The sequence below is a fragment of the Planctopirus hydrillae genome (assembly GCF_001707835.1).
Lineage (GTDB): Bacteria > Planctomycetota > Planctomycetia > Planctomycetales > Planctomycetaceae > Planctopirus > Planctopirus hydrillae.
Genome location: NZ_LYDR01000039.1, coordinates 247,753 through 274,650 on the forward strand (window position 1 = coordinate 247,753; position 26,898 = coordinate 274,650).

Sequence of the window (26,898 nt, forward strand, 5' to 3'; positions counted from 1 at the left end):
GAATGAAGATCGTTCGATTCAACAGGATTCCATTAATAAATGCTAAGCCGAAAATACTTCCTGGATAGGGCCGGTGCTGTCGCCGAACTGATTGACCGGGCAGCCCATGCCATCGAGCATCGAAACGTACAGGTTACACAGCGGAGTGCGTGGTTTGCTGGCAATATGCTGGCCGCCGGCAAAGCGTCCACCGGCATGGCCACCGACCACAATTGGCAGGTTATCGGGCTGGTGAGCGTTACCATCGGCCATGCCGCACCCCAGCAGAATCATGGAGTTGTCGAGCAACGTCGATTCTCCTTCGCGTATCTGTGACATTCGCTCCAGCATGCGGCTGAACTGCGAAACATGCCAACGATTGATCTTCTGGTACTGCTCGATCTTTTCGGGCTTACCTTCGTGATGTGACAGTTCGTGGTGCGAGCCGCGAACACCATCGACAAACGAAAAGTTATGGCCCGAAACATCATTGGCGAACATGAAGCTCGAAACTCGCGTCGAATCTGTCTGGAAGGCCAGAATCATCAGGTCAATCATCAGGCGAACATGTTCCTGATAATCGCGAGGTGCCCCGGGAGCTTCCATTTCGGCCTGTGGCGTTTCCGGATGCCAGACGCGAGGGTCGGGCTGTGTAAAGAACTCGATGCGTTTTTCAACGGCACGAACAGAATCGAGATATTCATCGAGTTTGAACTGGTCGTCGCGGCCCAGTTGTTGACGCAAGCGCCGGGCATCGGACATCGCGAAGTCGAGCAGGCTTTTGCGGTCTGCATCACGCGATGAAGCCGCCTGGCCGCGATTCTTCCCCGCCTGCTGGACATTCATCAGCCGGTCAAACACTGTTCTGGGATTAATTTCCTTGGCGACAGGCCGTTCGGCTGTCTGCCACGAAATATGGGAACCATAAAGTCGCGTATAGCCGACATTCGAATCGATCCCGGAGATGACTGGATCAATTCCCAGTTCCAGGGATGGGAGAGGGGTTAAATGCCCCACTTGCCTGGCCATGTACTGATCGAGTGAAACTCCACCCGTGCTGATGTTCTTGCCGGTAGTTTTTTCGACCCGCAAGCCTGTGAGGAAGTTTGCTGTCTTTGCGTAATGGCCATCCCCTTCGTGGCTATGCCGCTTATCGAGCTGGGAGAGAATCGTGACGTGCTCTTTGAGGTTTGTCAGTGGCTGCAAGGAATCGGGCAGCTCGAAATCTCTCCCCGCTTGCTTGGGAATCCAGGCATCCTTCCAGACACCATTGGGGAAGAACAGGCAACCAAATCGAACGGGGGCATACTTGCCAGCCTCGAGTGCATCGGCGGGGTTCGTCAACTCAGCGGCTTTGACGGGGGAACCCATCGCTTCCAGCCACGGCAAAGCCACAGCCACACCGGCGCCTCGCAAAAACGTGCGACGAGGAATTGACCAACGGGAGGTATGAGGCATGGAATTCACTCCGGCGGATAAACGATGGCGATCACGTTTGATGAGAGCAAACGGGTGCATGCATCGGGCAGGTAACTAACGTATTGGTATGATGTTACAGAAGATTTACTGGTTGTGCGGAAGTGGCCTGAACTCCGTACACTCTGGCGGTACCGAATTCCGACCCTTCATATTCTATGCATGTGGGATCGGCAATCGCTTACCGATTTAACCGTAGTGGTTCACAAAATGATCGATTTATCATTTATTTCTTGGTGTAGCGGTGGCGAAACGGATAGCTCAGGACAATCTGCTCAACAAGCACTCCTGACTTATCATCATGGGATTTCAGAGCTTCGAGCGTTTCCTTAATGACACATTGATCGAACTTATTGAGACCACGCCCCAGGGCATAACCGAGCATTTTCTTGGTGAGATTCCGCAGAAACTCTCCTTTGCGCTTGAGCAGAATCTGTTTCATTTCGGCCGGGCCGCTGAAGTTTTCTCCACTGGGAAGTTTGCCGGAGGCATCGATTGCGAGGCCTGCTTCAGTCGTTCGAAATCGCCCGAGCACATCAAAGTTTTCGAGGCCGAACCCTAAGGGATCCATGCGGTTATGGCAGGCTGCACAGGCGGGATCCTGCCGATGCTTCTCCAATCGCTCCCGCAAAGATAATGGTGGAGCGTTTGGATCATGTTCGGGCAATGGTGGCACGCCGGGAGGTGGAGGCGGGACTTTACTACCGAGCACTTCTTCCAGTACCCATCTTCCACGCAGGACAGGACTCGTTCGAAATGGATACGAAGTATGCACCATGACAGCCCCCTGCGTCACAAGACCGCCCCGGTACTTCTGATCATCGGTGAGCGATACCTGAACCATCGTGTTTGAGCCGGGCTTGGGCAGGCCGTAATGTTCTGCCAGTCGATCATTCACGAAGACATAGTCGGCCACCAGAAGGTCGCGGAGACTGCGATTCTTTCGGAAGACCTCGGTCAAAGTTTCGATGCTTTCCTGTCTCATGGCCTCCAGAAGATCACGATCGAACTCTGGAAAGAGCTTCGCATCGGGCCGGGTGGTTTCTCCGAACTGAGATAGCCCCAGCCATTGCATGCCAAAATTTTCACCCAGACCACGTACGCGTGGATCGGCGAGCATGCGCCGGACTTGCGCCTTGAGCACGTCGTCCTGAAGCAATTGGCCCGATTCAGCCAGTTGCAGAAGTTCATCATCGGGCAGGCTCGACCATAAGAAATAAGAAAGCCGCGATGCCAGGGGATAAGGGGGCAGTGCATGCACCCCTTCCTGACTGGGCTCAGGTTCTGCCAGAAAGAGAAAATGAGGCGAAATGAGAATCGCCATCAAGGGCAATCGCATGGCTTGCGGGAAGGGATCGCCCCGCTGGGAGGCCTGATCGAACAACGCCAGCAGCGGCTCAAGATCTTCTTTGTGGATCGGTCGCCTGTAGGCTCTTTTGACGAATGGCTCGAGGTTCAATCGAGCGGCTTCTCGTGGCGTTAAGCCAGCACCTGGCCAATGAGCCAGCAGCTTGTGCCTCGCGGTCTCCAGTGGGTTTGTCGATGGACTTCCCTCGCCCGGCTTCATGGTCGCAGGTTGTTCACGCAAGTTTTCGGGCAGAAGCTGACTGGCCACATCAGTGGCGACGTCAAGATACTTTTCCGCCAGAATCGCTGAGGTGAAGAGCGATGAGCCATTGGTATCAAAACCTTCGCCACCGGCCCCATCAGCCGGGATGCGTGGGAGAATCTGGAAGTCGTAATTGAAGAGATCCCGCACACTGTTGGCATACTCGGCCCGTGTGAGCCGACGGCTCATCACATACCCTTGATAGAAATTCTGGGTGGCATCGGTCGCCAGATTGCGGCATTCGTTCTCAGGTCGTGGGAGTGTGCCATACCAGCTTAAGAAGCGTTGGAACTCTTCTTCGGATGGCTGAGGGCTCCCTTCGGGAGGCATCTCTTTAGCTTTGACCCGCTGGATAATCGTCTCCCATTTTGGGAGCGATTCCAGCACTCGCTGCGGCTCTTTATAGACGGCGAGATTCAGCTCGCCTTCCATTTTTTTATCGTCGTGGCAACTGAAGCAATATTTTTTGAGATAAGGCTTAGCATCGCGATCAAAGGCTACTGGGTCAGCAGCATGGGTCATCGACGTGAACAGCCCGAAACCCACGATCAGCATCCACAAATGCAGGCGGCATGGCTGAGAAATAACCTCTCGACGTAAACAAGCCTGGCTGAAAGTCATCAGCATGCGGTTGTTACAGAAATCGTCGAAATCAATACAGCGCATGGCAGTTGATCGATTGTGAGGAAGGCAGGATTCCGTCGGCGGGAGATCAGGCAGGCCTATCATCAACTGTTGTTGATGCTTATGAAGTTTAGGCCCCCCAGTCTGCATTTGCAATGTTGTTTACTTGCCTCCTCTATTTCGAGAGATCTGGGGTGTGCTGTTGGGTGGAACATTGCTGTGCGATCTCTCAAAAAAACTTGGCCAAAGTCATCAAAACCTGAGACAATGAGAGTCGAATGCTTATGACGGATGCCACTGGCTCTTTCCGTAATCTCTCCAGACACTTGTCACGGATGATGGGTATTGAACGGAATGCCTTTTTAGATACAGCACAGGCAAGGAGACCAGCCATGAGTTCCATTGGCTTTGGAGGTTACGGTTCGCCATTTGTGTCGGGTGCGGCCGGTGTTCCAGCGGCCCAGCAGCAGGGCTCACAGAATCAAAGGGCTACAGCCAGCAGCGATGCCAACCGCGATCTTTCCATCGCACAACTCAATGAAAAATCGATTGGCGATCTGGCCGAAAATCACGGCGTCGATGATCGCGATGCCGATGGTCGCATGCCCTGGACTGCCAACGAAGAACCACCTGCAGAGCAGCCCGGGGCCAGCGAAAGCCATCAGGCGATCCACAAACCCCCGCTGCATCCCCTCGATGCTGATGGTGAACGTGGCACACTCTTCGATAGCGATGCCTGATTGATATTCCATCTGGGAACATGCCGTTCGGGCGGAATTGACGAGGGTTTTTGCTCCTTCTCCCGTTCCGACGGAAAAATGCTTGAAGGTGTGCTTGGCTCAAGTGAACCGGCCCAGAAAAGCAAAAATTCGCTTTGCGGCAGCATTCAGCTCGCAATTCCATAGTGTCCCGGAATTCCACTGTGACCCGGGAGTCGTTTCCAGGCTGACCTCGTGCGGACAACCTGTCGAACTCAATTTGGTCAGCAAAGTTTGGCAGCCGGGAAAGCAGAAGTCATGGGCAGGGTCGCAGAGAATGAGTTGATGGTTGGGACGCAGCAATGGATTGAGCCAGACGGTCGCTTCTTGCTGGCGGACCATTTCTGCGCTCGAGAATAAGCGGTCGAGTGATGTTCCCAGGCCAAAAATGTTATGCAGATCAACCTTGGGAGCAATCGCGGCAACGATGGGAAACTTTCGAGCATGCCGATACGCCACTCTCAAGGCCCCCTGCCCTCCCACTTCGTAACCGACAAGAAAGTAAGGCAGGCCAGATTCCTGCAGGTCAGGCTGAAGCTGATCGATCAGCCAGGCCTCGGGACTAATGGGAATCCTGGTTGTAGAAGAACTTTTGGCGATGGGCATTTCTCCCGCATCGAGCCACCAGCAATAAGGAGCCGTGGTATGATCAAGGGGCTGATCAGCGAAGACTTCGCCTTCGCCATGCGGCGCGATGATCGACACACTCGCCTTCAGTGCCTCTTGTGACCACACTTCGTTGTCGACCAGCGTGTTGCCATCCATCCCATGGAGGAACACAATTGTTGCCTTAACCGCAGGAGGTGTGAAGACATCGCAGGCAACATTGGCGACAAGACGCGTCTGCCAGAGTTCAGAAAGTGGATTCATGAGGGTGCCGACCAGTTTCCAGATTTCCCACCGGTTTTAGAAAGGAGCCGAATCGGGCCGATCGTCATGGCTTTATCGATACTTTTGCACATGTCGTAGACAGTGAGAGCGGCAATCGAAACTGCCGTGAGAGCTTCCATTTCGACGCCTGTTTTCGCTGTCAGGCTGGCTGTGGCCACAATGCGAAGTTCAACCGGTGATGTGAAAGAAAATTCTATTTCGACGGCATCAAGTCCCAGAGGATGACAGAGTGGGATCAGGTCGGCAGTTTTTTTGGCCGCCATGATCCCTGCCAGACGCGCAACTTCCAGGACGTTTCCTTTGGACGTTCCTCCACCTGCCATGCGAGTGATTGTCTCCGGGTGAGCTGTGACAAAACCTTCGGCTGTGGCAGTTCTCTCCGTGACAGGTTTATGGCCGACATTCACCATCCGCGAGTGCCCTTCGCTGTCGAAATGCGTCAAATCTGTCATGATCCAAGATCCAAAATTCTGGAATGAAGCCAGCACCCAGTCGTAATTCAGATTAACTCGATTCCCCGGAATCTGCCTGCCTGTAAGAGTGAAGTTGATGGAGATCCCTGCGGAAAAAACTCGTCATCCCCATTGCGATTCGAGGCCTGCCGACGCCTCGGTCGTTGTGCCGGTTATTGATATTCGTAATGGCTGGGCAGTGCATGCCATTGCTGGAAATCGAGCCCACTATCAACCATGGACGAATTTTTTCCATCAGCCACTCACACCTCAACAACTGGCCGAAGTCTTTACCAGGGTCTGGCAACCGCATTGGCTTTATGTGGCTGATCTCGATGGGATCATTGACAGCCAGACGCAAACGAGCAACTGGCCTCGTTTGTCGGGAGATGGTCCACGAATTCTGATTGATGCCGGCTTTCGGGAAATCGATGCTGTTCTGGCTGCTATGGAACTGGGGTACGACGTCATTCTGGGAACAGAGTCTTTGCCGTCGATGGAGTGGGTGCGAAAACTGCTCGCACGAGTTGAAGATCCTCAGCGATTATGGATCTCGCTCGATTTTCGCCACGGGCAATGGCAGGCTTCGGATGAGCTTCAGCAGTTGGGACTGGTCAACTGCATCAGACAACTCTCAACCTGGTCGTTGACGCATTGGATCGTGCTGGATCTGGCAGATGTGGGGCAAAGCACAGGCGGTTCAACAGCCGAGCAAATTCGACGGCTCCAGGAAACATTGGAAAACACGAGTAACGACTGGGAAGACCCTGCCGAAAGTCGTCAAAGCTGGCTTGCCCAAAGCTGCCAGCATGGCACACAGGCCGTTCCAACAAAAAGGACCCCCACCATTCTGGCTGGTGGAGGCATGCGGACAGCCAAGGATGTTCGGCAATTGCAGAGACAGGGGGTGAGTGGTGTGCTTGTGGCCACAGCACTGATGACAGGTGCGATGACACCCGATCAGTTCGCCCATTGACGAATGCCTGAAACAATATGGCAAGCTGTTCAAAGAGAATTGCTCAATATTGATGGAGTCGTCTCTTCTCAGGCAGTGACCTCAGCCGGTGTGGGGTTCATTTTTTCATACGCTGAGAGGATGAGTTCTTCGGTTTCTTCCCAGCCAATACAGCCGTCGGTAATCGAGACACCGTACTTCAAATCGGCAGGGTTCTTGAGAGGCTGGCTGCCAGGGAAGAGGTTGCTTTCCACCATGACTCCTGCGAGTGCTGTCTCTCCATCGAGACGCCGCTGAATCACATCGTTCCAGACAATGTGTTGCTTGGTGTAATCCTTGTTCGAGTTCGCATGGCTGCAATCCACCATGATCCGGTCACAAAGATTGAGTGCCCGGAGTTTAGAAACGGCTTCCTGCACGTTTTCTGGTGCATAGTTGGGAGCTGTGCGTCCACCGCGCAGGACGAGCATGCCCCAGGGGTTCCCTTTGGTGTTGATGATGCAGGTTTTCCCTTCGGAGTCGATGCCCAGGAAACTGTGCGATGTTCGAGCTGCCTGCATCGCATCGAGAGCGACCTGCAAAGTGCCGTCCGTGCCGTTTTTGTAACCGACTGGCATGGAAAGACCGCTGGCCATCTGCCGATGAGTGGGCGATTCTGTGGTGCGGGCACCAATCGCCGCAAAGGCCAGCAGATCGGAAATGTATTGAGGAGTGATCGATTCGAGCAGTTCGGTTGCTGCTGGCAGTCCCATATCATTCACTTCCAGCAGAATGCGGCGGGCAGCCCGCAAACCCGTAGCGATATCGAAGGTTTCATTGAGGTGAGGGTCGTTGATCAGCCCTTTCCAACCAACGGTTGTGCGTGGCTTTTCGAAATAGACACGCATCACAATCAGCATGTGACTTTTGACTTTTTCAGCCAGCTCCCGCAGCTTGCGGGCATATTCGAGAGCGGCCACATGATCGTGAATCGAACAGGGGCCGACAGTCACGAAGAGACGGGAATCTTCGCCACTGAGAATCCGCTTGATCGCTTCGCGACCTTCGACCACAGTTCGCATGGCGGAATCGGAAATCGTTTCTTCCGACTTCAGGTATCGGGGGGCAATCAGTGGCACAGTATCCCGAACATTCACGTTTTGGAGCGGTTGCATAACAGTCGACATTCTGTGAAAGAACTCAGGGAAGCCTGATTGCTTGTATGCCGAAACTTCATGAATGACTCAACAGGGGAATTCATCTGGCAAGGGTTCAAAGCCTGATGAATTCGACAAGTTTGAAGCATCGTGATGAAAGTCTCATTTTCATAATTTTAGGTAAGAGCCAGACGACGGAACAGTCGCAGAGCCGGTTTTCAGATGAGTTTGCCAGCGAAATTCACCAGTGAAATTTGCCAAAGAAACTTATCCAGAGAAAAGAGAGCTCTGGTGCTCGTCCATCGATTTCCCACGAGTCATCTTCTGCTGGTCATCTCAGGTTCCGAAGTAACTAACTTGCGGATCCGGCACTGGCGAGGAATTTCTCGATGGCATCAAAACCTTGCTTGAGTGTTTCGTCATCCGTAGCGAAAGAAAGCCTCACAAAGCCTGGAGCGCCAAAGGCATCACCCGTCACCAGAGCGACATGAGCTTCTTCGAGCAGGATGGTGCAGAACTCGCTGGCGTCCTTCGCGATTTTCCCACCCGCCAATGGCTGATTCAGCATCGATGAAATGTTGAAGAACATATAAAACGCACCACCGGGGGGCGGACAGGTCACACCAAACCGTTCCTGCCAGGGACGCAGTCGGCTGAGTGAATATTCCCGCCGGCGTTCAAAGACCACGCGCATGGCTTCGACAGATTCCTGGGGCCCATCGAGTGCCGTGACAGCCGCATACTGGCTGATGCTGCAAGGATTCGATGTTTCCTGGCTTTGGAGGTTATCCATGGCCTTGATGATGGCGGCAGGCCCGATTGTCCAGCCAATACGCCAGCCTGTCATTGCATAAGCTTTACTGACACCACTGACAATAATCGTCAGGGCTTTGACTTCGGGGCCGAAGCTGGCGAAAGAACGGAACTCGCTGCCGGGATAAATGAGTTTCTCGTAAATTTCATCCGAGAGCACGGGAATATTGCGAGCCACCGCAACCTTGGCCAGTGCTTCCAATTGAGCTGGTGTGTAAGCCGCACCGGTCGGATTGCTGGGATTATTGAGTAACAGCAGCTTGGTTCGAGGAGTAATGGCGGCTTCAAACTGCGCTGCGGTCATCACAAAGCCACTGGCCTCTGTGGTTTCAACAAGCACAGGAACGGCACCTGTCAGTTCTACCAGTGCCCCATAACTGACCCAGTAAGGTGTGGGGATGATGACTTCATCACCTGGGCCGCAAAGTGTCGCCAATACGTTATGAATCGAGTGCTTGGCGCCATTCGAGATCAGCACCTGGTTGGGAGCGTAGTCGAGATTGTAATCTCGTTTGTAAGCACGACAGACAGCCTCCTTCAGTTCGGCAATACCACCAGAAGGTGTGTAATGCGTTTTGCCGGCTTTCATCGCTTCGATCGCCGCCGCCTGGATGTGCTCCGGAGTATTGAAGTCGGGTTCGCCCAGCGTGAAGTCGAGAACCTTGACGCCTTTGTTCTTCAGCTCTCGTGCTTTGGCAGCAGCTGCTAAGGTGGCTGAAGGCTTGAGGGCTTCCACGAGTGGAGACAATGTCATGGCGGGCATGGCAGGCAGTTTTCTATCTTTACAGTAGCGGGAGAAGAATCTCGAAGCGTGGCTTCAGGATTCATGGGTGGGTCAGAAGTTTGAGGGCTGTGTGCTGATGTTCAACTGAGTTCCACCTCGAAATATCGCACACTGACAAATGTCGCATACAGAGATTGTCAGGTGAGTCGACGCCAGCGTCAAGGAACGACCCCTTATGGCAGCGTTTGGAAACGACAGTCGAATACCTGGAAACGATCGACAGCCGGTTTGTGACGCCTGGAATCGATGGGAGGTTCGCGACGGTTTCCCCCGTGTTTCGATACCACCTGGCAGTTCGATGGATTCCAATCGACGACTTCACCGCCAGCAGGCCTGGATCACGCAACTGATACAGCCGGTTTTTTCCGCGAAATCGCTGATTTTGTTACAGAACCCCCAAACCTACCAGCCAGTTTGGCCGATAGAATTTGCCGTAATCAGTTTTCGAAAGAGTTACGTCGAGCCGTGATTCCCTGAGAAAAGAAGTTGCGTTGCACCGAGTGACAATAAACCTTTGCAATAAAACAGATTCCGATTGACCTGTTTCGCGAAGCATCCTAAAACTAAATCTGTTGGCTCTGTTCTAAGTTTCAAGGATGAACCTCACTCTTCTCGGAGAGTGTGACTGTTAGGCGCAAAACTCGCTCCAAGGACGCTAGAGCGAACTCCCCTCGAGATGATCTCAACGTGGGAGTATTAAGTGCGTCCAGACACTACAGGAGTTATTGAGCATGGCGACCAAAACGACGACGAAGGCTGCTCCAGCGAAAAAGCCAGTTGAAAAGAAGGCTGCTCCAGCCGCCAAGCCCGCCGCAGCAAAGCCAGCGAAGTCGACCAAGCCTAAGGCTGAAAAGCCTGCCAAGGCTGCACCAGCCGTTAAGCCTGCCAAGGCCACTAAGGCTGCTCCCGCTGCAAAGCCAGCCAAGTCCACCAAGCCCAAGGCAGCTCCAGCCGCCAAGGCCGAAAAGCCTGCCAAGGCACCTAAGGCTGCCAAGCCAGCTGCCCCTAAGACACCTGCTGCCAGCTAGTGCTTAGCACTCACTCTGAACACAGCATTCGCTTGCCACTCCGACACCCTCGCGATTGGCCCCGTTCATGAAACAACAAAGCAGAGAAGCCGGCATTTCCTTGTGATCTGCTGGCTTCTAGCTTTTTAACGGCCGATGACTGGCACGTGCCCACCAATTACGTTTTCACGAGTCGTGTGCTGAAATGTGGGTTTGGTAGTGCGACTGACGAAATCAGGCAGAAACCCAGCATCACTTCCATCAGCAGAAACACCACACCCAGCCCATAAACGTCGCCCAGCCAACCTAAGAGTGGCACAATCATGCCACCCACACTTACAGCCAGGCCGATCGTCACTCCGGAAGCCATGCCCACCCGGTTTGGCAGATACTCCTGACCTAGCACGACGGCCGGACTGGCCGGTGCGAAAAACAGCACTGCTGTCAAAGCGACCATCGCTGCCCCCAGCTCCATCGATGGCGACCACACCATCAGCGGAAATGTCAGCATCGACAACCCGAAGCCAGTGATCAAAGTGGCCCTGCGACTGAACCGGTCGGCAAACCAGCCCCCGAGAATTGTGCCACCGATTCCAGCTCCCAGAAAGACCGATAAGATCGTCGTGCCCGAAGACAGGATTACATTCAGATCGAACGATTCTGCACTCGCGGAATTGCCTGCAGCCGCCCAGCGCTGTCGCCAGTAAAGTGCCAGAAACGTGTTGATCGCAAAGAACACAATCGATCGCGCGACGACACTGATGGTCAGTACGCCGAAGCCATACCAATCGTCTTTCGCTGGGGCAATCGCCACCTGTGGCCTTTGCCTCGACGGCGAAGCAGACATTGAAAATTGCCGGGCCAACAGTACTGCCACAATAGCGGCAGGGAGCATGACCCACAGCATCCCCAGTCTGCCGTTCGATTCGAGCAGCCACCAGCCGAGGGCCGGTGCCATGGCAAACCCGATACTTCCACCCAGCGAGAAGTAACTCATGGCGGTGGTGCGATAATCGCCCGCTGCCAGATGAGCCTGCCTCGCTGCTTCAGGATGAAAGGCGGCAATCCCAAAACCGCTCAGTGCCAGTGCAAAGAGCAGCAATCCATAACTGGGGCTTTGTGCGCCGATTCCAAGAGGAATTCCGGCCAGCAGCACACTCGCAGGAAGCAGCCAGTGGAGCTTCAAACGGTCGGCCATCTGCCCGAAGACAGGTTGCACAATCGACGACATCGCTGCAGTGGCAAACACCAGCGAGGCACTCATGAAGTAAGTGTAGTTTTCTCTAAGCACCAGGTACGAAACCATTGCCGGGACAAGCCCCTGGCAGAGATCAACCGTGGCGTGTCCAATCGTCAGCAGCGAGATCGAGCGGGTTTCAATCGGCCTCAAAATCGGGGCCGAACGTCTCTCGACTTGTTCCTCATCAGCGATGGAAATCATCGAGCGACCAGCAGCATCCCTGCGCTGACCAGGTATTAAAACGGACGGCATAACGGCATCAATCGAAAAGTGAACTCATTCTCACAACTGCCAACTGTCCATCAGTTAACAGCCAACCCAGCCAGATGGATGACACCATGGAACATGTTGTCTGGCGGCAACTCTCCCCGGGTTATCAGCAAGTACCGCGATCAAGACTCAGTTCTAACACCTGACGAGAGCTTTCTCTCGATCCCGCCAGAAAATCACGGTGACTGGGAATCACAGGGACTGGTCTCTTGCCGCAGGCCTGATTTGATCACTTCATCGGGACACACCTCGCCTCCCGCCGGTTCAAGAAAATTCCAGATGCGCTGGCCGTGTCGGTCTTCGGCAACATTCGTGGATGATTCACCACATGCCACGCTTCTCTGTGGTCTTCCGGCAACATGCAACCGCCGCGATGCTGGTTTTAATCGCACAATAAAAATGCCGTAACGTGTTGAAGTGAAACATGTTGCGAGCGTTGAAAGTCCCCGGAGATGCCTCTGTTCAGGAATGTGGCGCGGCGTTTGTTCTCTCTCCTTTACGCACCGTCAAGTGGTGCAATCAAACCGCTGCGTTTCCATCGATTTTTCATCAAGCAATTGACGGCACACTCAACCCTGGGTCTCTCGCCATGAACAAACCTGTCATCGTTGTCCTTTCGTGCGATCAGCAACTGGCCGTCGAACTCCCCTCCGCGCTGCAGGGCCGGGTCGATGTTCGTGCGTGCGATACGACCGAAGAAGTGCAGGATCTTCTTCGGACCGTCACACCTCAAGGTTTTGTGGCCGACTTCCGCCGGACATCTCACACCGGGATGGCCGAGGCCCGTTTGCTGTCACTTCTGCAAGAACGATTCCCTGCTCTGCGAATTGCTCTGCTGACTCCCGATCGCTGCCCGGAACCACTGCAGGCCCGCGTCGACGAAACCGATCTGACACACTTCAAGGGTCGTGTCGATTCACAGATCCTGGCTCAGACCTTCCGGGAACTGGCCGATCGCGTGGCCCCGGCAGAACCCTCGACATTATCCAGAGGTCAGGCGAGTGCAAACGCAGATCCTCAGTATCCGGCTGCACGAAACACGCCTGTGAGTACACCACGGGCCGCCATCACGAGCACCTCATCAACGCGAAGTACAGTTCCCGCCCACGAGAGTGCCATGCTCGACACGGCCGCAGGGAGCATCAGCCGCCGGTTTGAAACAAGTTCACCACAGCTCCAGCAAATGCTGGCTGACCTCGAAATCGCGGCCCGCCACGATGTTACCATCATGCTCATTGGAGAGACCGGTGCGGGAAAGACCTATCTTTCGAGACTCATTCACGAAGCCTCACCCCGGCGAACCGATCCATTCCTGCCTGTCGCCTGCGGTGCTCTTCCTGATGACCTGATCGAAAGTGAACTCTTCGGCCACATGAAAGGCTCTTTCACGAGTGCCCATGCCGATAAAGAGGGCAAGTTCATTGCTGCCAAACGCGGGTCACTACTGCTCGACGAAATCGATGTCCTCGGCCTCGAACAGCAGGTTAAGCTGCTGAGAGTCATTGAAACCGGTGAGTTTGAACCTGTCGGTTCGAACCAGACACTTCGCTCGCAGGCCCGGCTGATCGTCGCGAGTAACCTCGAATTGCAGCCGCTGGTCGAACAGGGCCGCTTCCGCCCCGATCTCTACTATCGCCTCAATATGCTCAAGTTTAACATCCCGCCACTGCGGCATCGCAAGGTCGATATTGTTCCTCTGGCCCGGCGGTTCGTCAGGCAGTTTGTGCAGAAGCATGGAGTGACGATTCGCGAGATCGACCCGGGTCTGTTCGAAGCTCTGTTGGGATACCCCTGGCCTGGGAACGTCCGCGAGCTGGAACATGTCATCCAGCGGGCGGTGATCTATTGCCGCGATGGCGTACTGCGGGCTGAGCATCTTCCTTCCCATATTGTGGGAGGTTATGCCGGGCCGACGAACGATCCTTCCGTCGATCTGGGGCATCAGTTCGTCACCACAGCGACACCCAGGCAGAGCCTGGAAGGGCAGATTGCGCTGACAGAAAAAGAGATTATTGAACAGGCTCTCTTCAAGAACAGTTTTAGCAGAACACGAACCGCCAAGGATTTAGGTATCAGCCGCGTGACACTCTACAACAAGATGAAACGCTACGGCATCGGAAGCTAGCCCGCAGCGACTATTTAGAGGCCTACATAAAAAATCATCCCAGAATATAAAGAGCCCCGTCATTCTGCATAACGCCCGGGGCTTTTCATCTTGTTAGGTAAGTGGTCATGAACGCTCATTGCTTATTATTGTTACTATCAAGCCGCGATATCAGTTCATCAGCATATATTTGATATATGGATCTATTTCGAATCGGCAACAGCGAAGTGTCACAACTTGTGTTGTAAACATACTCGCTGAACCCACCACTCGGGTTTCCCGTGCCATGATCTTTCAAATATGCCCCAAAACCCTCAAAAAGTCTTCTGACTGGCTTTCTACAAGCTACCGCCTGCAATATCTCAAAATCTGTAATAGAAAAGATCATTACAGGCCCGATTCTAGTAGTGTCACATTGTGCTGTTCTTAGAAATTCATTGAATCTCTCTTGAATGAGATCTCTTGAGCAGTTCATTGCGAGTGCCTCTTCAGCAACGACTACTACAGGGAAGTACATTGAACACCGCGATAAATCTGTTGGCTGCTGATTCTCAGCACGCACTAATTCTCCACTTAACATCCTCTTTATAACAGTGCAAAGCTGCCTAACACCTTTCCTTTGGTTCTCCTTTCCGTTCTTCTCCGTGGATTTGGCAAGAATATCTCTGATTCCCTGAGCGAGATCTGTAGCGGATGCACCATATTTTTGGTGCGCGGACAATCTGTTTGATTTCCATTCCATAACAATAGCAACATCATCATAGTGCAGGATGCAGTCACCAGCTTCGTCATTCCCTCCATTGAACTTTGGCCCAAAGAAAGAATGGGATACCAGAGTCTCGGAACGCGGTGCGAAATCATCGACTATTCGCTGGAGGTAATCTTCAAAAATCCTTCCGTACAAACTTCGAAACTTCTGTGGCGGATACGCGTCAGCCAACAGTTTTGAAGTTCGGTCTGCAACAGCGTTTCGAAGGAGGCTTAGGTCTGGGCAGCAGTATTTCCCATCCGATATCTGAAGCAGTGGATAGTCGCGAAGCGGCGATAAGTCGGTTGCCCACGATTGTCGATTTCCCATGAGGCGAATAGACAATTCCTTTGGAGTCTGAGAGATGAGCGGCATGGCAATTTTTATAAAATCAGCATTAAATGCTTCGCCGAAATGACTGGTGGCATCCCAAAGATGTGGGGAGGTTGGATCCTTTAGAATCTGTGATTCAAAGAATATGCGAATTGCCACCAAGAGTGTGAAGAATTCCTTCAGTGATATTCCATGTGCTGTTGAAAAGGCATTTTCCAGTTGAGGTTCGATGCCGAGTTGACTTGCGTTCTCGATGACTTGTTTGCTTTTGGCAGATTCAAACCAGATTGTATGGCTTCGATACAGCGTATCAATCTCTGTATTCACTCCGTGCAAAGGCAAGAAATTTGCAATGCACCACTGCTCGAAGTTGTTCTCTTCCAAGGGTTCCGGGCGGACGACATCGTCGATCTGTATTAGTATGGTGTTTGCCATTAATGAGGCGACTGCTATCTTGTGAACGAATTCCATATGCGGAATTTCTACGGTTTCGTCCTTACAGCAGATGACGGTCATTTGAACCATTAACCAGATTTGTTGAATATGGAACAGCCTTCCTGGGCTGCCTAGCTCATGCGTTTCGCTTTCTATGTGCCTTCGATAGGCGTCTTGGAAATGTGGGGGAAGGAATTCCTTGCAGAGATTGATCTGTGCCTGTATATCTTTGTTCTCTGGCTGGGAAATGTAGCTCGACAACCAACAAAGCCAGGCCAGTGCCTTCGATTGAGGTAGTACTGATAGTTGAGATATCAGGTCTGGGACGGCCGGTTTGACTCCATTGAGTTCTTCGATCCCAATGTAGTGGCTCAGTTGCTGAAAGCTTGATTCTCCCGTCAGTCTTGGTGGAAGCCAAAGGTTCTTCATTTCTTAGTAGTTTGCTTGCGTTGCGATATTAATGAGACGCGTTCGCGAAGAATCTTAAAAGGCAGTTGCCATCATAGCTGTTCGTAGAATAAGGATGCTTGCCTCTGCTTTTGGCGCATTTGGAAAGGCAAGTTGAGGCAGAGGTGGTTTTGAAATGACTCGGCTCCGGAGGTCTTGCGAGACGCTTCTGCAATCGCCTTCTCTCGCTCTTTCTGCTTCATTCTAGCCGCGACAAAAATCACTGGGAGCACTCCAGTCGTCCTGTGCTAGGTCACTCGGTCTGACCAATAATTGGGGTGGCGTCTCGTATGGGCAATGGCCACAACGAGAATTTCATCGGGTCTGTAGAGGCAAATCACGAGGTAGGGAAATCGCTTTAACTGTAGGCGGCGGATGTCGTGCCGGCCCTCGTAAGTTTCGAGAGGGGTGAGTATGCCAGGGGTCAATTGGATGGCCTGAAAGGCTTGTTCGATAGCTGCGATGAAACTGGCACCCAAGGTGGATTGGCGATCGCTGTACCAGATTGCGGCTTCGTTCGCTTCCTGGAGTGCTTCTGGCAGAATGCGAAAAATCACTGGGCGGCCCTGTGGTTCTGATAAGCAGCGACTGCATCACGCATTTTCTGAACTGCTGTATCAAGCTCGATTGTCGTCGATTCGCTGCGATCGAAGGCTGCAATTCTCTGGTCAATTTCCTGGGACCAAGACTTGCCAATTTCCTCTGTGGCAAATCTTCCAGCCTGCAGACTGTCACCCAATTGTTCGGCCAGGTACTCCCGGTCTTCAAAGGGAAGGGTGAGGGCCTGCTGCAGGATTTGATCTCTCAGCGTCATGATGGCTTCCTCCTTCAAAAATTGTATTCTCAATTGTCACTTATCTCTCTCGATCCGTCGAGCACTTTGTTCGATGTGATGGACGAGGTGACGACGTCACAGAAAGTACGCTGCCAGGAAGTCTCGCTTTCAATTGGCATGTGTCATGTTACACACGAATCAATGCATTGTCAGTTGGTATTTGTGCCATGCTTGCGGCTCTGAGCAAGCATGTGTTTTTGTCTTTCAACGATCAATACCACACGCAAATCCCGCATGCTCACTCCGAGCCGTGAGCATGGCACGAAGGGTGATCAAGCGGAGCAGGTGATGCGCGGACGCGTGGTGAAGTTGATCATCGGCAGGTCGGTTTGAGATCGCCCTAAAATGCGTTGTTGCGTGGTGGATTGGGGGGGCGGTTGGGGTTTGCGGGCTTCGTGTTGGGTGTGTTGGGTGGAGTAGCGGCAGGTTGTCCGGGATTTCCTCCGCCAACGCGCAGGACTGTGCGGAAACCGACATCGGGGAATTTTTCGGTCATCAATCGACCTTCCCGCGCTGTGACATCCCAATCATTCAAACAGCCTTTCACTGTGTGCTGGCTGGTGATCTTTGGCTTTTTGGCACCCGTCCAGTTTTTGACACCATCGCGCATTTTGGCAGCTTCAGCGTGGCTGTTGTCATCGTGCCAGTCGGCGACCCATTCATGAGCATTTCCAGCGAGGTCGTAGATGCCGTAAATACTCTGGTCGCTGCTGAATTTGCCGACATTGGCCAATGTTTTGGTGGTGCGCGGCTCGGGCCAGATGGCCCGGGTGTTGCCCCATGGGGCTCGAAATCCATCCGGACCACGGGCAGCTTTTTCAAACTCCGCTTCTGTAGGAAGATCCCGACCGGACCACTTGGCGTACGCGCTGGCCACACCCCAGGGAATTCCCAGGACTGGCTGGCGTGGATCAGCCGTCTCATTGATCGCCGCGAAGCTGTTCTTGTTTTTGGCCTTCATCTCATCGCGGTAACGCTTGTATTCAGCGACTGTCGTTTCAAAAACATTGATGTAATAGCCATCGAGCAGAACCGTGGCTTCAGGCCGGGCATTGGCGGGGCCGTCATTGGAGCCGAGCCTGGCAGGCCCGGGTGGGATGTAGGCCATCAGGCTGCCGTCGTATTGGCAGATGATCCGCCTGGGCCAGCCGTCCGGCGATAACCCTGTCCCTGGAACAGGGACGAACCCTGCAGGTAAGCGATTTCCCTGAAGATTTACGGGGTTTCCAGAGGCATCGTTTGAACTGACCGTGTCGGTGGTGGCAGGGATTTCTGTCACGACAAAGCTGGTCGCACCCGCCTGATCTGCCACCTGTGCAATCACAAACTGATCGATTTCATGCGGAAGTGGTTTTGATGATGTCACGCTGTTGATTGAGCCCGGTGCGACGAAATCAAACACATTTGCGGGATGTTCTCCCGGTGGTGCCATGGCCGGGCCACCTGCAGCTTCACCTTCGACGGGTGCGGCTGCGTCCGGCCGGTTCTCAGCAGGATCAGGAGCAGCGGGCTTCACCGTTTTGATGGCGACCGGTGGTGGAGCGACCGGGGCGGCGGGTGCTGGTGGCTTTGTGCCACCGCCGCAACCCGTCAGCAACCAGGGTGCCAGCGATAACAGGGCCAGCGACAACAGGGGGCATGGCCTGATTCCCTGCCAGCCATCAGTCACCCGGGCAAAGGAACTCATTAGATTTTTTGAACCAGCCTGTTCGATAAGCCATGCCATAACGATACTCCGCAGGCAAAACCTACCCTGCAATCACGCCATCACTTTTTTGGAATACGACAGGATGGAGCCTGCCGTATGCATCTCAGTCTGATGGAGAAATCGCTGAAAGGCAACTGCCCGTCAGGAGTTCCGTGCTCTATGAGGAAAAGTTCATCGCCAGCGAGGATTCGCAGTGATGGAATTCTCCGCAGCGCACGATCTCACGAAAACCAGAAGGCGACGGTCGCTTTCACGGGAGAGAATATCTTCATGATGTTCCCCCACTCGGCATACGTGGCCAGAATGGCGATAAACATAAAGAATACTCCACCCAGGAAGAGCCCTGTGAGGACAGCAATGCCGGGCCGTATTGCCCTGGGCAGCAGGAAGGCATTCACGAACAAGGTGTGAAAGCAACTGACTCCCAACGCGTAATTATAAAGCATCCCGGCAAAGGTGAGCAGGCTGTCTCCCTTGATGGTGAGCAGCATAAAAATCCCGACTCCGGTGTAGACCCAGAGCACAATAAAGTAGAGCGTGCCGATATGTTTCGGATCGATCTTCCGCATGTGCGAACTGGCTGTCCAGGTGACATCGACCCAGCGGCGTAAAGTCCCTTCCGCCGTCGATGCACAACTGGTGGCCAGCACCAGAAATCCGCAAAAGAGAGTCAACGCCCAGAAGGTTTTTCCCCAGGCGCGCTGGCTGCCGGTAATGGGTGGCAGCTTGGCATCTTCGGCTGCCTGAGCTTCACTCGAAGGGGCGGCCTCCGGGGTTTGTGTCCCACCTTTGGAAATCACGGCCGCCTGAGGAAACAGCCTGGCGGCTGGGACACCACTCACGGCTTCAGCCACACCATTGGCAGTCATGCCGGCTGAAGCCCATTTATCGACCAGCACAGTTCCTCTTGGCAAAAACTGCACCGAGAGCATGCTCGGAAGTGCCAGGCCGATAAAGCAGGCGGGCATCCAGATCATGAGTTGTTCACGCCGCACGTGCTTGAGCCAGCCCTTCCAGTGAGCCAGGTTTTCTTTGGTTTGACGGAAGACCATCCCGACATGTGACAAGGCAATTTCGTGGCCACCCACAAAACTCGGGATTGCTCCCACATGGCGGCCCATGCCCCAACCCTGATCGCGGGTGTAGTTACTCATGGGAGTGTTGGTGAGGCCGCCATTCCCCGAGATTGCTGCCATCGTCGCGAGAATGCCAATCACGCTGAGATCGATGACAGGGAATCCGCGACCGCCAAAAAACTCGACAAAGACGTTTTTGACATTCGGGCCGAGTGGCTTTTCATCAGCATCCTGAATGCCATTTCCATTGAGATCATTTTCGGCCACGACGGGAATGTTGCCGAACTGGAAAAAGCCAGTTCCAATCTCACGCCATGTTTCGAATGTGGAGAACCAGACCGCCAGAATCAACAGAAAGCTGACCACAAAGATCAGCTTGAAAACCATGACGGCTTTCAGCGAATGGTAGACTTTTCCGCCTACACTCATGGGGAGCATCACACCCACGAGAATCAGGCAGCCCAGGAGTTTCAGATACCATTCATACTCTTTGGAATCGGGCACATACCCCAGATACAGCCCCAGCAGAGGAATGGCGGCATTCGAAGCCAGATAGGGCAAAAACGAGCCAAAATCGAGCAGCAGGTAGAATGACAGCCAGAACAATGGCCCGGGGAAAAGTCGAAACTTCCCTGTAAAAATCGGCTCGCCGGTATAGAGAGTGTAGCGGCTGATTTCGATGTTATAGAGTGTCTGGCAAAGAATACTGATGGTCGACAGCCACAACAGTGCGCCGCCAAAGCGAGCCGTGTTGAGTGGGCCAGTCAGCCACTCACCGCCACCGATGGCCGAAGCCCCGAGCACAATTCCTGGGCCGATGAATCCGGCGACATTCCTCAGCTTAAACACGGGCGGAGCGGGCAAATCTCCCAGATCCCAGCGAGGCATGGAGGCCACACCCGGGTGGGGTGCCAGTTCGGTCACAGGCTCACTGGAAGTCGTGGCAGCCCGGATCGTCTCCTCTGGGGGTGTCGCTGTCATTCAGCAGTTCTCCGACATAACTTCTTACGCGAAAAGCATATATGAAACATCACGCCAGGCGTTTACATCCTTTGTGCATGGATTTCGAGAGCCCAATGCCCCGGTACCTTTAGAGGCTGAGCCGGGCCAGGAATCCATCAACGAATGAACCTAGACGAATGCGTCACTCTCTGCAATCAATGACCCGCACCTTTAGGAACCATTTTCCGATCTCGTCGTGAACTCCCATGATTTTTGAATCCATTCGAACATTCGAAACGTCTGCAATCCCGTGCCAATTGCGACAGGCAGGGTGGTTGTGTGAATTCTGACTGGTTGCCCTGTTATGCTCGGAAACATCGTGCGATGAACACGACAACACCTTCGAGTTCCCGAAAGTCGGCCTCGTCAGGCAACTTTTCTGTAAGGGATCACTGCAAAAGCGGTTAGACTTTTCATTACAGACTTTTGCATGGCATCAAGAAAAACTGCATCGCGACAAGATCTGCACAGTCAGTTATTCCTCGTTCACTCTCCCGCCCGCCGCCACTTCGACTTCGGTGAGTTTTGCATGACGACCAACACTGTCCTTCCAGCCGAAACACTCCCGGTTCTGAATCCCGAAAGTCCTGCCACCGGCGGTTGTGACGACATCCAGATCGACACACCCAAGGCTCAGACGACTGAGGTGGGAAGTTACTTCATCTCGAACTACCCGCCGTTTTCCCTCTGGCAATCGAGTTACCTGCCCCGCCTGAAAGAGGTGATGGCTGCACCTCCGGCATCGAAGGCTCCACTCGGGCTGTATCTGCACATTCCCTTCTGCCGTAAACGCTGCAAATTCTGTTACTTTCGCGTTTATACCAATCAGAATGCCAAAGCGATTGAACAGTACGTCGAAGCTCTGGCTCGAGAAGTGGAACTGGTCAGCCAGTTGCCAGCCATCAAGGGCCGCAAACTCAAGTTTGTCTACTTTGGTGGGGGAACCCCTTCTTATTTGAGTTCCAAACAACTCCGTTTTCTTCGCGAGAAGTTGAGTGCCCATATCAGTTGGGATGATGCCGAAGAAGTGACCTTCGAGTGCGAGCCCGGCACCTTGCACGAAGAGAAAGTCGCCACGCTGAAAGACATCGGCATCACGCGCGTGTCCCTGGGTGTCGAGAACTTTAATGACCAGATCCTCGAAGAAAATGGCCGGGCCCATAAGACACCCGAAGTCTACCGCGCTTACGAGTGGATTCAGAAGGCGGGCTTCCCCCAGGTGAACATCGATCTCATTGCCGGGATGATTGGCGAGACCGATGAGAACTGGGCCATGAATATTCGTGAAGCCCGCAAACTGGCTGCTCAGAACGTGACGATTTATCAGATGGAACTCCCCTTTAACACGATTATCTCCAAAGAAATGAAAGAGCTTGGCACAGCTTCACCAGTGGCCGATTGGGCGACCAAACGCCGCTGGGTGAGTGAAGCGATGGATGCTCTGGGCGAAGATGGCTACCACATCTCCAGTGGCAACGAGCTTGTTAAGAATCCCACGACCGATCAGTTTGTCTATCGTGATAATGTCTGGCGTGGCTGCGATCTTCTGGCGATTGGAGTTTCTTCGTTTGGCCATCTGCAGGGTGTCCACTATCAGAATCTCGATCGCATTGAAGATTATCTGGCAACTGTTGAGCGGGGTGAACTTCCTGTCAATCGCGCTCTCGAACCCACGCCACATCAACGACTGATTCGTGAATGGGTGCTGCAGATGAAAGAAGGTCAGGTGAGTGCCGCACCGTTCACCGACAAGTTTGGCGTCAATCCACTGGAGGAGTTCCGTACGCCATTAGCCAATCAGGCGGCCCGGGGCTACCTCGTCGTCGAAGAAGGTCGCGTGCGGCTGACGAGAAAAGGTCTGCTGCAGGTTGATAGCCTGCTCCCGGAATACTTCGAACCCGAACACCGTGCCGTTCGTTACACCTGAGTTGTCATCTCGAAGTCAGTTCCCGTGCTTCTGGTAAGATCTGTTCCCGAGTGATTGGCCTTCACGATGAATGCACTGCACTCTCTCGATGCTCTCATGAATCCGTTTCGATCGGCTGCGCCGCTTTTCACCAAAGCGGTGCATCTGCCGCAAGCGGTGACTCCGGAGCCTTATGCCGGGCTGCTGGTGCATCACGAGCACATGACCGTTGCCATGGAGAATTTTCACAAAGATCGAGTTGATGTCGAAGTGCTCGATCGGCATCTTGAAGGTCCGATTCTCTTTCGGAAGATCATTCTGCGTTGCAGCACCAGCGGTGTGGTGGTGCAGTTCGGGCTGGTGCGCTTCGACCTGCGCACAGTTTCGCAGCAGGTTCGTGACGAGATCATGGCCGAAGAGACACCTTTGGGCCGCATTCTCATTAACCACAACCTGCTCCGGCATGTCGATCTCAATGCGATCCTCGAATTGAGTCTGGGGGAAGAACTGGCGGCCCTCATGGAGGTTCCCGCCGGCACCACCACCTACGGCCGCCTCGCCACCCTCTTCTGCGACCACCAACCCGCTGTTGACTTGTTGGAGGTTTCGAGGCCATTGGGGTGATTTGGTGATGGCATGATTAATTCAATTTGCAGAGGATGCTGCTTCTCAAAAAACGAAAACTTGCCAGTCGAGGAAACCTCACCATGAGTGCGTGGAGGCGAATTGGTATTGATATGATTCCGAGGTATCGCGAGCTGATCGAACAATCGGAAAGCATCGGAATGCTATGGGTCGATCTATGGGCGCTGTTTGTCGATGCACACCGAGATCCTGTTGACGAAATGACAATTCAAGGCGTGTACGAATTTGCCAGATGGACTTGCGAAGCTTCTGGAAATGATGAATTGACCACCTCGACCTGTTGCCACTTTTATGAACACCTGCCAACCGTGTCTTTAGTTCGCTCCAAGATACCACAGTACATGTCTCGCCAAGAGATTTTGGGGTTATCTGAAATATTCAAGTATCATTTATCAGAAAATGAATATCATGAACTTATGAAGGAGTTATTGACGGTCAGACAATGAGCGAGGCAGCTTACTCGTAACCTTGTGACAGATTCCTTTGGTGTCGGGAAATTTAAAGGTGGATGAGTTTCTGATCCCAAGCGCAACCGGGACTGGCGGGCTATTGTTTTACAATCGCTCACCTTCTGAAAGAACGCTTCCATTTAATTGCTTTTGGGTACGGGTTTGGGATCAGAACCTCGTCGCTGCCACACGGGTGTTTGCCGGCTACATTCCCTCACATCCTGGCAGCCTGTTCGCTGCAATAAATTCGCAGTGGTCAGGTAGGAGTGGGACGATAACGTGGTGTGCTTTAGAAGGCGAACTATCGCTGAGTTGCACTCATGACCAACTGGGGCACATCGCAATCGAGGTCGAGATGCAATCGAGTAGCTGGGACAATACCTGGCAAGTCAAAGCCACCGTTATCACCGAAGCCGGACAATTAGAATCCCTTGCTCGGAAAGCAGCGTCGTTTTTTGGTTGCGAGTCCTGAAGTTGAGACAGCGGTCTGGCACTGCTGGCTCGCCAGCAGTGCTCAATCAATCAACCAAGGCTCTCACTCGGTCGATAGCATCGGCAGCGGTGTCAAAAGTGGTGAGGAGATGCCGGCCCACGTGCCGAGTTCTCTGCGAGAGGGGTAGCGTGAGCGGGATTTGACTTGGCCATCGACCACAGTCACCGGAAGCACCTCGGGGCCTTCGGTTGCCAGGAGTTCCCGGATCACTTCGTTAGCCGCGAAGGCCATGGGCTGCTGGGCCAGGTTGAAGCGTTCGACCGCGACGCCGCGACTTTTCAGCCAGTCAAGATCGGCTGCAAACTGCGGCAGCACAGGATCGACCTGAGGTCCGCAGATCCCTGTCGAACAGCAGAGTGCCTTGTCGAAAACCTGCAGCGTGCTCATCGGCTTCCCTCGCTTCATTTCCCTGACTGATGATCAGCCCGTGAGGACTGTTCGATTTCAAACTCTGACTGAATTCGATTATCCCGGATTGAACTTCAGGATGCCAACCCGATCGAGGTTTTCCCGAAAGATCCAGAGTTTCTCACAATGAGCAAATCTGGTACACATAGACTTATCAACAATCAATGATGCACTCGTGGTGGTGAACCACTTCAACCAGTGAACAACTTCAATTATTGATCCATTTTTTGATGGCGAGGTCTGGCTGTGGGAATGTTAGGAATTCTCATCGGTGCGGCAATCCTCCTGTATGCCGCCTGGCGGCTCTATGGGCCGGTGCTGGCACGACTTCTGGAGCTGGATAACAACCGCCCAACGCCAGCCGTCACGCAGTGCGATCATCTCGACTATGAGCCGATTGAACCCAATGCACTGCTTTCTCAGCATTTTTCGGCGATTGCCGCTGCCGGGCCGATTGTGGGCCCCATTGTGGCAGGGATCGCTTTTGGCTGGCTGCCCGCGATTTTGTGGATTCTCGTCGGTGCGATCTTTGTCGGGGGTGTGCACGACATCACGGCGCTGGTGGCCTCGATCCGTCACAAAGCCCGATCGATTGCCGAAGTTGTCCGTGAGCACATGAGCCGACGGGCATTTCTGCTCTTTCTTTCGTTTGTCTGGCTGGCCCTGGTCTACATCGTGGTCGCGTTTACGGATATCACCGCGAGAGCTTTCGTCGGTCAGCTTGATCTGGGCAATGGCGAAGTGGTGAGTGGCGGCGGGATAGCCTCGTCATCGCTGATCTATCTGCTGATTCCCATCATCATGGGGGTGACCATGCGATACACGAAGTTATCGCTGGGCTGGGCCACCATCATCTTCTTGCCGCTCGTAGGGCTTTCGGTCTATGCCGGGCAATTCATTCCCCTTGATATGGAAAGTCTGATGATTCGTTTCGGCTGGGCTACCACAGCCGACGAAGCCAAATGGGCAGCGATTATCACGTGGGATCTGCTGTTGCTGTTCTATTGCTGCCTGGCTTCGATTGCCCCGATGTGGTTGCTATTACAGCCGCGGGGTCATCTGGGCGGATACTTCCTGTATGTCGCTTTGATTGGTGGAGCTGCGGGTCTGATTGTCGGCAGCCTGATGAACCAGCAGCCGATTCAATATCCGATGTTCCGGGGTTGGCAACCGCCGGAAGCAGGGAACTTTGTCTTCCCGATGCTGTTCATTCTCATTGCCTGTGGAGCCTGCTCGGGCTTTCATGCACTCATTGCCTCTGGCACAACATCGAAGCAGCTGCGTGTTGAATCTGATGCGCGAGTGGTGGGTTATGGCGCGATGCTGCTGGAAGCGATGGTGGCGATTTTATCGCTGGCGTGCGTGATGCGGCTCTCACAAACCGACCCACTCTTAACCAGTGGCAAAGTTGAGCCGAACGTCGTATACGCCACGGGCTTGGGAAGTTTCCTGCAGACCTTCGGCATCCCGGCCAGTCTGGCGGTTTCGTTTGCCTTGATGGCCTTTACCACCTTTGTCTACGACACGCTGGATGTCTGCACGCGGCTGGGGCGGTACATCATTCAGGAACTGACAGGCTGGCAAGGCTGGGGTGGTCGCTGGTTTGGGACCATTATTTCCGCTGCGGCTCCCGCGTTTTTTGTGACTCAACAGGTCACGAATATTCAAGGCAAAGTGGTCCCTTCGTGGGAAGTCTTCTGGCCTTTGTTTGGTGCCAGTAACCAGTTGCTCGCCGCCCTTACATTACTCGGGGTGACGGTCTGGTTGTGGCAAACCCGCAGAGCCGCGTGGGTGTGGATTGTGACTGGTCTCCCCACCGTGCTGATGTACACGATGAGTCTCTGGGCGCTGGGTGTGATGACCCGAGGCACGTGGCAGCAAATCCAGAACGCGGAGAAGGTTGCGCCAGTCAGTTATGTGATCATCACGGTCTCGTCACTGCTGATTGTGCTGGCATTGCTGATGCTGATCGAAGCGATCATGGCCTTGCTTTCGACAGCAAAAGAGCAAGCCGTCCCCGCCAGCACTACTGCCGGGGTTTAGTTGATTCGCTGTAACTTGTTGTTTTTAAATAAGTTGCAATGAGCAGGGTCTCTCTCGCCCATTGGCGGATTCTGCCATACCGATCGAATGTTGGTGTGGTTAACTTTGGCCTGGCGTTGCGGTTCTTAATTTGCAACGTGTTCACGGGAGATCTCATCAATCATGAGATTTTTCGAAGATTTTTTTCCAGCCTCAATGATTTCGCTGGGAAGAGATCGGAACGATTTTGGTCGAGTCAGAGAAGTTGCCGAGCGATCATGTCGATAGTCATC

The 26,898-nt window shown here is 53.6% G+C and carries 22 protein-coding genes; 9 read left to right on the forward strand and 13 right to left on the reverse strand.

Going from position 1 to position 26,898, the window contains the following annotated elements; translation table 11 throughout:
• Positions 1-42: 42 nt before the first annotated feature.
• A complete protein-coding gene (locus tag A6X21_RS04115; RefSeq protein WP_068846589.1) occupies positions 43-1,437 on the reverse strand; it encodes a DUF1552 domain-containing protein in 1,395 nt (464 codons plus the stop codon).
• A gap of 244 nt (positions 1,438-1,681) precedes the next feature.
• Entirely contained in the window at positions 1,682-3,730 is a 2,049-nt protein-coding gene (locus tag A6X21_RS04120; RefSeq protein WP_165603675.1) for a DUF1592 domain-containing protein, read from the reverse strand.
• 350 nt (positions 3,731-4,080) lie between these two features.
• Between A6X21_RS04120 and A6X21_RS04125 the strand changes: the two genes are divergently transcribed.
• A complete protein-coding gene (locus tag A6X21_RS04125; protein WP_131818184.1) occupies positions 4,081-4,428 on the forward strand; it encodes a hypothetical protein in 348 nt (115 codons plus the stop codon).
• A 99-nt stretch (positions 4,429-4,527) separates the two neighbouring features.
• On the opposite strand, the gene A6X21_RS04130 is transcribed toward A6X21_RS04125, so the two are convergent.
• Positions 4,528-5,316 carry a hypothetical protein gene (locus tag A6X21_RS04130; protein ID WP_068846227.1) on the reverse strand — a complete coding sequence of 263 codons (789 nt, stop codon included), beginning with the start codon at positions 5,314-5,316 and terminating at the stop codon, positions 4,528-4,530.
• Positions 5,313-5,789 (reverse strand): cyclic pyranopterin monophosphate synthase MoaC, encoded by a 477-nt coding sequence (gene moaC, locus A6X21_RS04135; RefSeq protein ID WP_068846590.1) that lies wholly within the window; start codon positions 5,787-5,789, stop codon positions 5,313-5,315. The genes A6X21_RS04130 and moaC overlap by 4 nt, the downstream gene beginning before the upstream one ends.
• Before the next feature lie 97 nt (positions 5,790-5,886).
• Between moaC and A6X21_RS04140 the strand changes: the two genes are divergently transcribed.
• Complete coding sequence (locus tag A6X21_RS04140; RefSeq protein ID WP_068846228.1) at positions 5,887-6,765, forward strand: HisA/HisF-related TIM barrel protein; 879 nt, start codon at positions 5,887-5,889, stop codon at positions 6,763-6,765.
• Between the two features lie 68 nt (positions 6,766-6,833).
• On the opposite strand, the gene A6X21_RS04145 is transcribed toward A6X21_RS04140, so the two are convergent.
• Together A6X21_RS04145 and A6X21_RS04150 are read right to left on the reverse strand one after the other, a co-directional pair.
• Positions 6,834-7,898, reverse strand: a complete 1,065-nt coding sequence (locus A6X21_RS04145) for a 3-deoxy-7-phosphoheptulonate synthase (protein ID WP_068846591.1) — start codon at positions 7,896-7,898, stop codon at positions 6,834-6,836.
• 334 nt (positions 7,899-8,232) lie between these two features.
• Entirely contained in the window at positions 8,233-9,456 is a 1,224-nt protein-coding gene (locus A6X21_RS04150; protein ID WP_068846229.1) for a pyridoxal phosphate-dependent aminotransferase, read from the reverse strand.
• A gap of 752 nt (positions 9,457-10,208) precedes the next feature.
• Here A6X21_RS04150 and A6X21_RS24550 point away from each other — a divergent pair.
• Positions 10,209-10,505, forward strand: coding sequence for a hypothetical protein (locus A6X21_RS24550; protein WP_068846231.1), 297 nt, complete (start codon positions 10,209-10,211; stop codon positions 10,503-10,505).
• A gap of 157 nt (positions 10,506-10,662) precedes the next feature.
• Here A6X21_RS24550 and A6X21_RS04165 read toward each other — a convergent pair whose 3' ends face one another.
• On the reverse strand, positions 10,663-11,976 hold the full coding sequence (locus tag A6X21_RS04165) for an MFS transporter (protein ID WP_068846232.1): 1,314 nt from the start codon (positions 11,974-11,976) through the stop codon (positions 10,663-10,665).
• Positions 11,977-12,418: 442 nt separating this feature from the next.
• On the opposite strand from A6X21_RS04165, the gene A6X21_RS04170 reads away from it, so the two are divergent.
• Positions 12,419-14,119, forward strand: coding sequence for a sigma-54-dependent transcriptional regulator (locus A6X21_RS04170; protein ID WP_240490154.1), 1,701 nt, complete (start codon positions 12,419-12,421; stop codon positions 14,117-14,119).
• 115 nt (positions 14,120-14,234) lie between these two features.
• Here the strand turns inward: A6X21_RS04170 and A6X21_RS04175 are convergent, their stop codons facing one another.
• The 5 genes from A6X21_RS04175 to A6X21_RS04195 form a co-directional block, all read right to left on the reverse strand.
• Positions 14,235-16,043 (reverse strand): hypothetical protein, encoded by a 1,809-nt coding sequence (locus tag A6X21_RS04175; protein ID WP_068846233.1) that lies wholly within the window; start codon positions 16,041-16,043, stop codon positions 14,235-14,237.
• Positions 16,044-16,309: 266 nt separating this feature from the next.
• Positions 16,310-16,618: a type II toxin-antitoxin system RelE/ParE family toxin gene (locus tag A6X21_RS04180; RefSeq protein ID WP_068846234.1), complete on the reverse strand. Its 309-nt coding sequence runs from the start codon at positions 16,616-16,618 to the stop codon at positions 16,310-16,312.
• On the reverse strand, positions 16,615-16,875 hold the full coding sequence (locus tag A6X21_RS04185) for an addiction module protein (RefSeq protein ID WP_110766431.1): 261 nt from the start codon (positions 16,873-16,875) through the stop codon (positions 16,615-16,617). The genes A6X21_RS04180 and A6X21_RS04185 overlap by 4 nt, the downstream gene beginning before the upstream one ends.
• Positions 16,876-17,236: 361 nt before the next feature.
• Entirely contained in the window at positions 17,237-18,622 is a 1,386-nt protein-coding gene (locus A6X21_RS04190) for a formylglycine-generating enzyme family protein (protein ID WP_068846236.1), read from the reverse strand.
• A 203-nt stretch (positions 18,623-18,825) separates the two neighbouring features.
• A complete protein-coding gene (locus tag A6X21_RS04195) occupies positions 18,826-20,661 on the reverse strand; it encodes an Nramp family divalent metal transporter (RefSeq protein WP_068846237.1) in 1,836 nt (611 codons plus the stop codon).
• Positions 20,662-21,211: 550 nt separating this feature from the next.
• Between A6X21_RS04195 and A6X21_RS04200 the strand changes: the two genes are divergently transcribed.
• From A6X21_RS04200 to A6X21_RS25475, 4 genes are all read left to right on the forward strand, one after another.
• Positions 21,212-22,609: a coproporphyrinogen-III oxidase family protein gene (locus A6X21_RS04200; RefSeq protein WP_205847383.1), complete on the forward strand. Its 1,398-nt coding sequence runs from the start codon at positions 21,212-21,214 to the stop codon at positions 22,607-22,609.
• Positions 22,610-22,675: 66 nt separating this feature from the next.
• On the forward strand, positions 22,676-23,212 hold the full coding sequence (locus tag A6X21_RS04205; RefSeq protein WP_068846238.1) for a hypothetical protein: 537 nt from the start codon (positions 22,676-22,678) through the stop codon (positions 23,210-23,212).
• 83 nt (positions 23,213-23,295) lie between these two features.
• Complete coding sequence (locus A6X21_RS04210; protein WP_131818185.1) at positions 23,296-23,679, forward strand: hypothetical protein; 384 nt, start codon at positions 23,296-23,298, stop codon at positions 23,677-23,679.
• Between the two features lie 58 nt (positions 23,680-23,737).
• Entirely contained in the window at positions 23,738-24,154 is a 417-nt protein-coding gene (locus A6X21_RS25475; RefSeq protein ID WP_068846240.1) for a DUF6228 family protein, read from the forward strand.
• A gap of 63 nt (positions 24,155-24,217) precedes the next feature.
• Here the strand turns inward: A6X21_RS25475 and arsD are convergent, their stop codons facing one another.
• Entirely contained in the window at positions 24,218-24,562 is a 345-nt protein-coding gene (arsD, locus tag A6X21_RS04220; protein ID WP_068846241.1) for an arsenite efflux transporter metallochaperone ArsD, read from the reverse strand.
• 273 nt (positions 24,563-24,835) lie between these two features.
• Here arsD and A6X21_RS04225 point away from each other — a divergent pair, with 273 nt between their 5' ends.
• Complete coding sequence (locus A6X21_RS04225) at positions 24,836-26,626, forward strand: carbon starvation CstA family protein (RefSeq protein WP_068846242.1); 1,791 nt, start codon at positions 24,836-24,838, stop codon at positions 26,624-26,626.
• Positions 26,627-26,898 lie beyond the last annotated feature (272 nt).

Coding starts and splice junctions, on each gene's coding strand:
- A6X21_RS04175 (WP_068846233.1), bottom strand. CDS start 16,043: ATGAAGAACCTTTGGCTTCCACCAAGACTGACGGGAGAATCAAGCTTT.
- A6X21_RS04195 (WP_068846237.1), bottom strand. CDS start 20,661: ATGACAGCGACACCCCCAGAGGAGACGATCCGGGCTGCCACGACTTCC.
- A6X21_RS04165 (WP_068846232.1), bottom strand. CDS start 11,976: ATGCCGTCCGTTTTAATACCTGGTCAGCGCAGGGATGCTGCTGGTCGC.
- A6X21_RS04115 (WP_068846589.1), bottom strand. CDS start 1,437: ATGCCTCATACCTCCCGTTGGTCAATTCCTCGTCGCACGTTTTTGCGA.
- A6X21_RS04190 (WP_068846236.1), bottom strand. CDS start 18,622: ATGGCATGGCTTATCGAACAGGCTGGTTCAAAAAATCTAATGAGTTCC.
- A6X21_RS04210 (WP_131818185.1), top strand. CDS start 23,296: ATGAGTGCGTGGAGGCGAATTGGTATTGATATGATTCCGAGGTATCGC.
- A6X21_RS04205 (WP_068846238.1), top strand. CDS start 22,676: ATGAATGCACTGCACTCTCTCGATGCTCTCATGAATCCGTTTCGATCG.
- A6X21_RS04170 (WP_240490154.1), top strand. CDS start 12,419: ATGTTGCGAGCGTTGAAAGTCCCCGGAGATGCCTCTGTTCAGGAATGT.
- moaC (WP_068846590.1), bottom strand. CDS start 5,789: ATGACAGATTTGACGCATTTCGACAGCGAAGGGCACTCGCGGATGGTG.
- A6X21_RS04140 (WP_068846228.1), top strand. CDS start 5,887: ATGGAGATCCCTGCGGAAAAAACTCGTCATCCCCATTGCGATTCGAGG.
- A6X21_RS04120 (WP_165603675.1), bottom strand. CDS start 3,730: ATGCGCTGTATTGATTTCGACGATTTCTGTAACAACCGCATGCTGATG.
- A6X21_RS04125 (WP_131818184.1), top strand. CDS start 4,081: ATGAGTTCCATTGGCTTTGGAGGTTACGGTTCGCCATTTGTGTCGGGT.
- A6X21_RS04150 (WP_068846229.1), bottom strand. CDS start 9,456: ATGCCCGCCATGACATTGTCTCCACTCGTGGAAGCCCTCAAGCCTTCA.
- A6X21_RS04225 (WP_068846242.1), top strand. CDS start 24,836: ATGTTAGGAATTCTCATCGGTGCGGCAATCCTCCTGTATGCCGCCTGG.
- A6X21_RS04200 (WP_205847383.1), top strand. CDS start 21,212: ATGACGACCAACACTGTCCTTCCAGCCGAAACACTCCCGGTTCTGAAT.
- A6X21_RS04145 (WP_068846591.1), bottom strand. CDS start 7,898: ATGCAACCGCTCCAAAACGTGAATGTTCGGGATACTGTGCCACTGATT.
- arsD (WP_068846241.1), bottom strand. CDS start 24,562: ATGAGCACGCTGCAGGTTTTCGACAAGGCACTCTGCTGTTCGACAGGG.
- A6X21_RS24550 (WP_068846231.1), top strand. CDS start 10,209: ATGGCGACCAAAACGACGACGAAGGCTGCTCCAGCGAAAAAGCCAGTT.
- A6X21_RS04130 (WP_068846227.1), bottom strand. CDS start 5,316: ATGAATCCACTTTCTGAACTCTGGCAGACGCGTCTTGTCGCCAATGTT.
- A6X21_RS04185 (WP_110766431.1), bottom strand. CDS start 16,875: ATGACGCTGAGAGATCAAATCCTGCAGCAGGCCCTCACCCTTCCCTTT.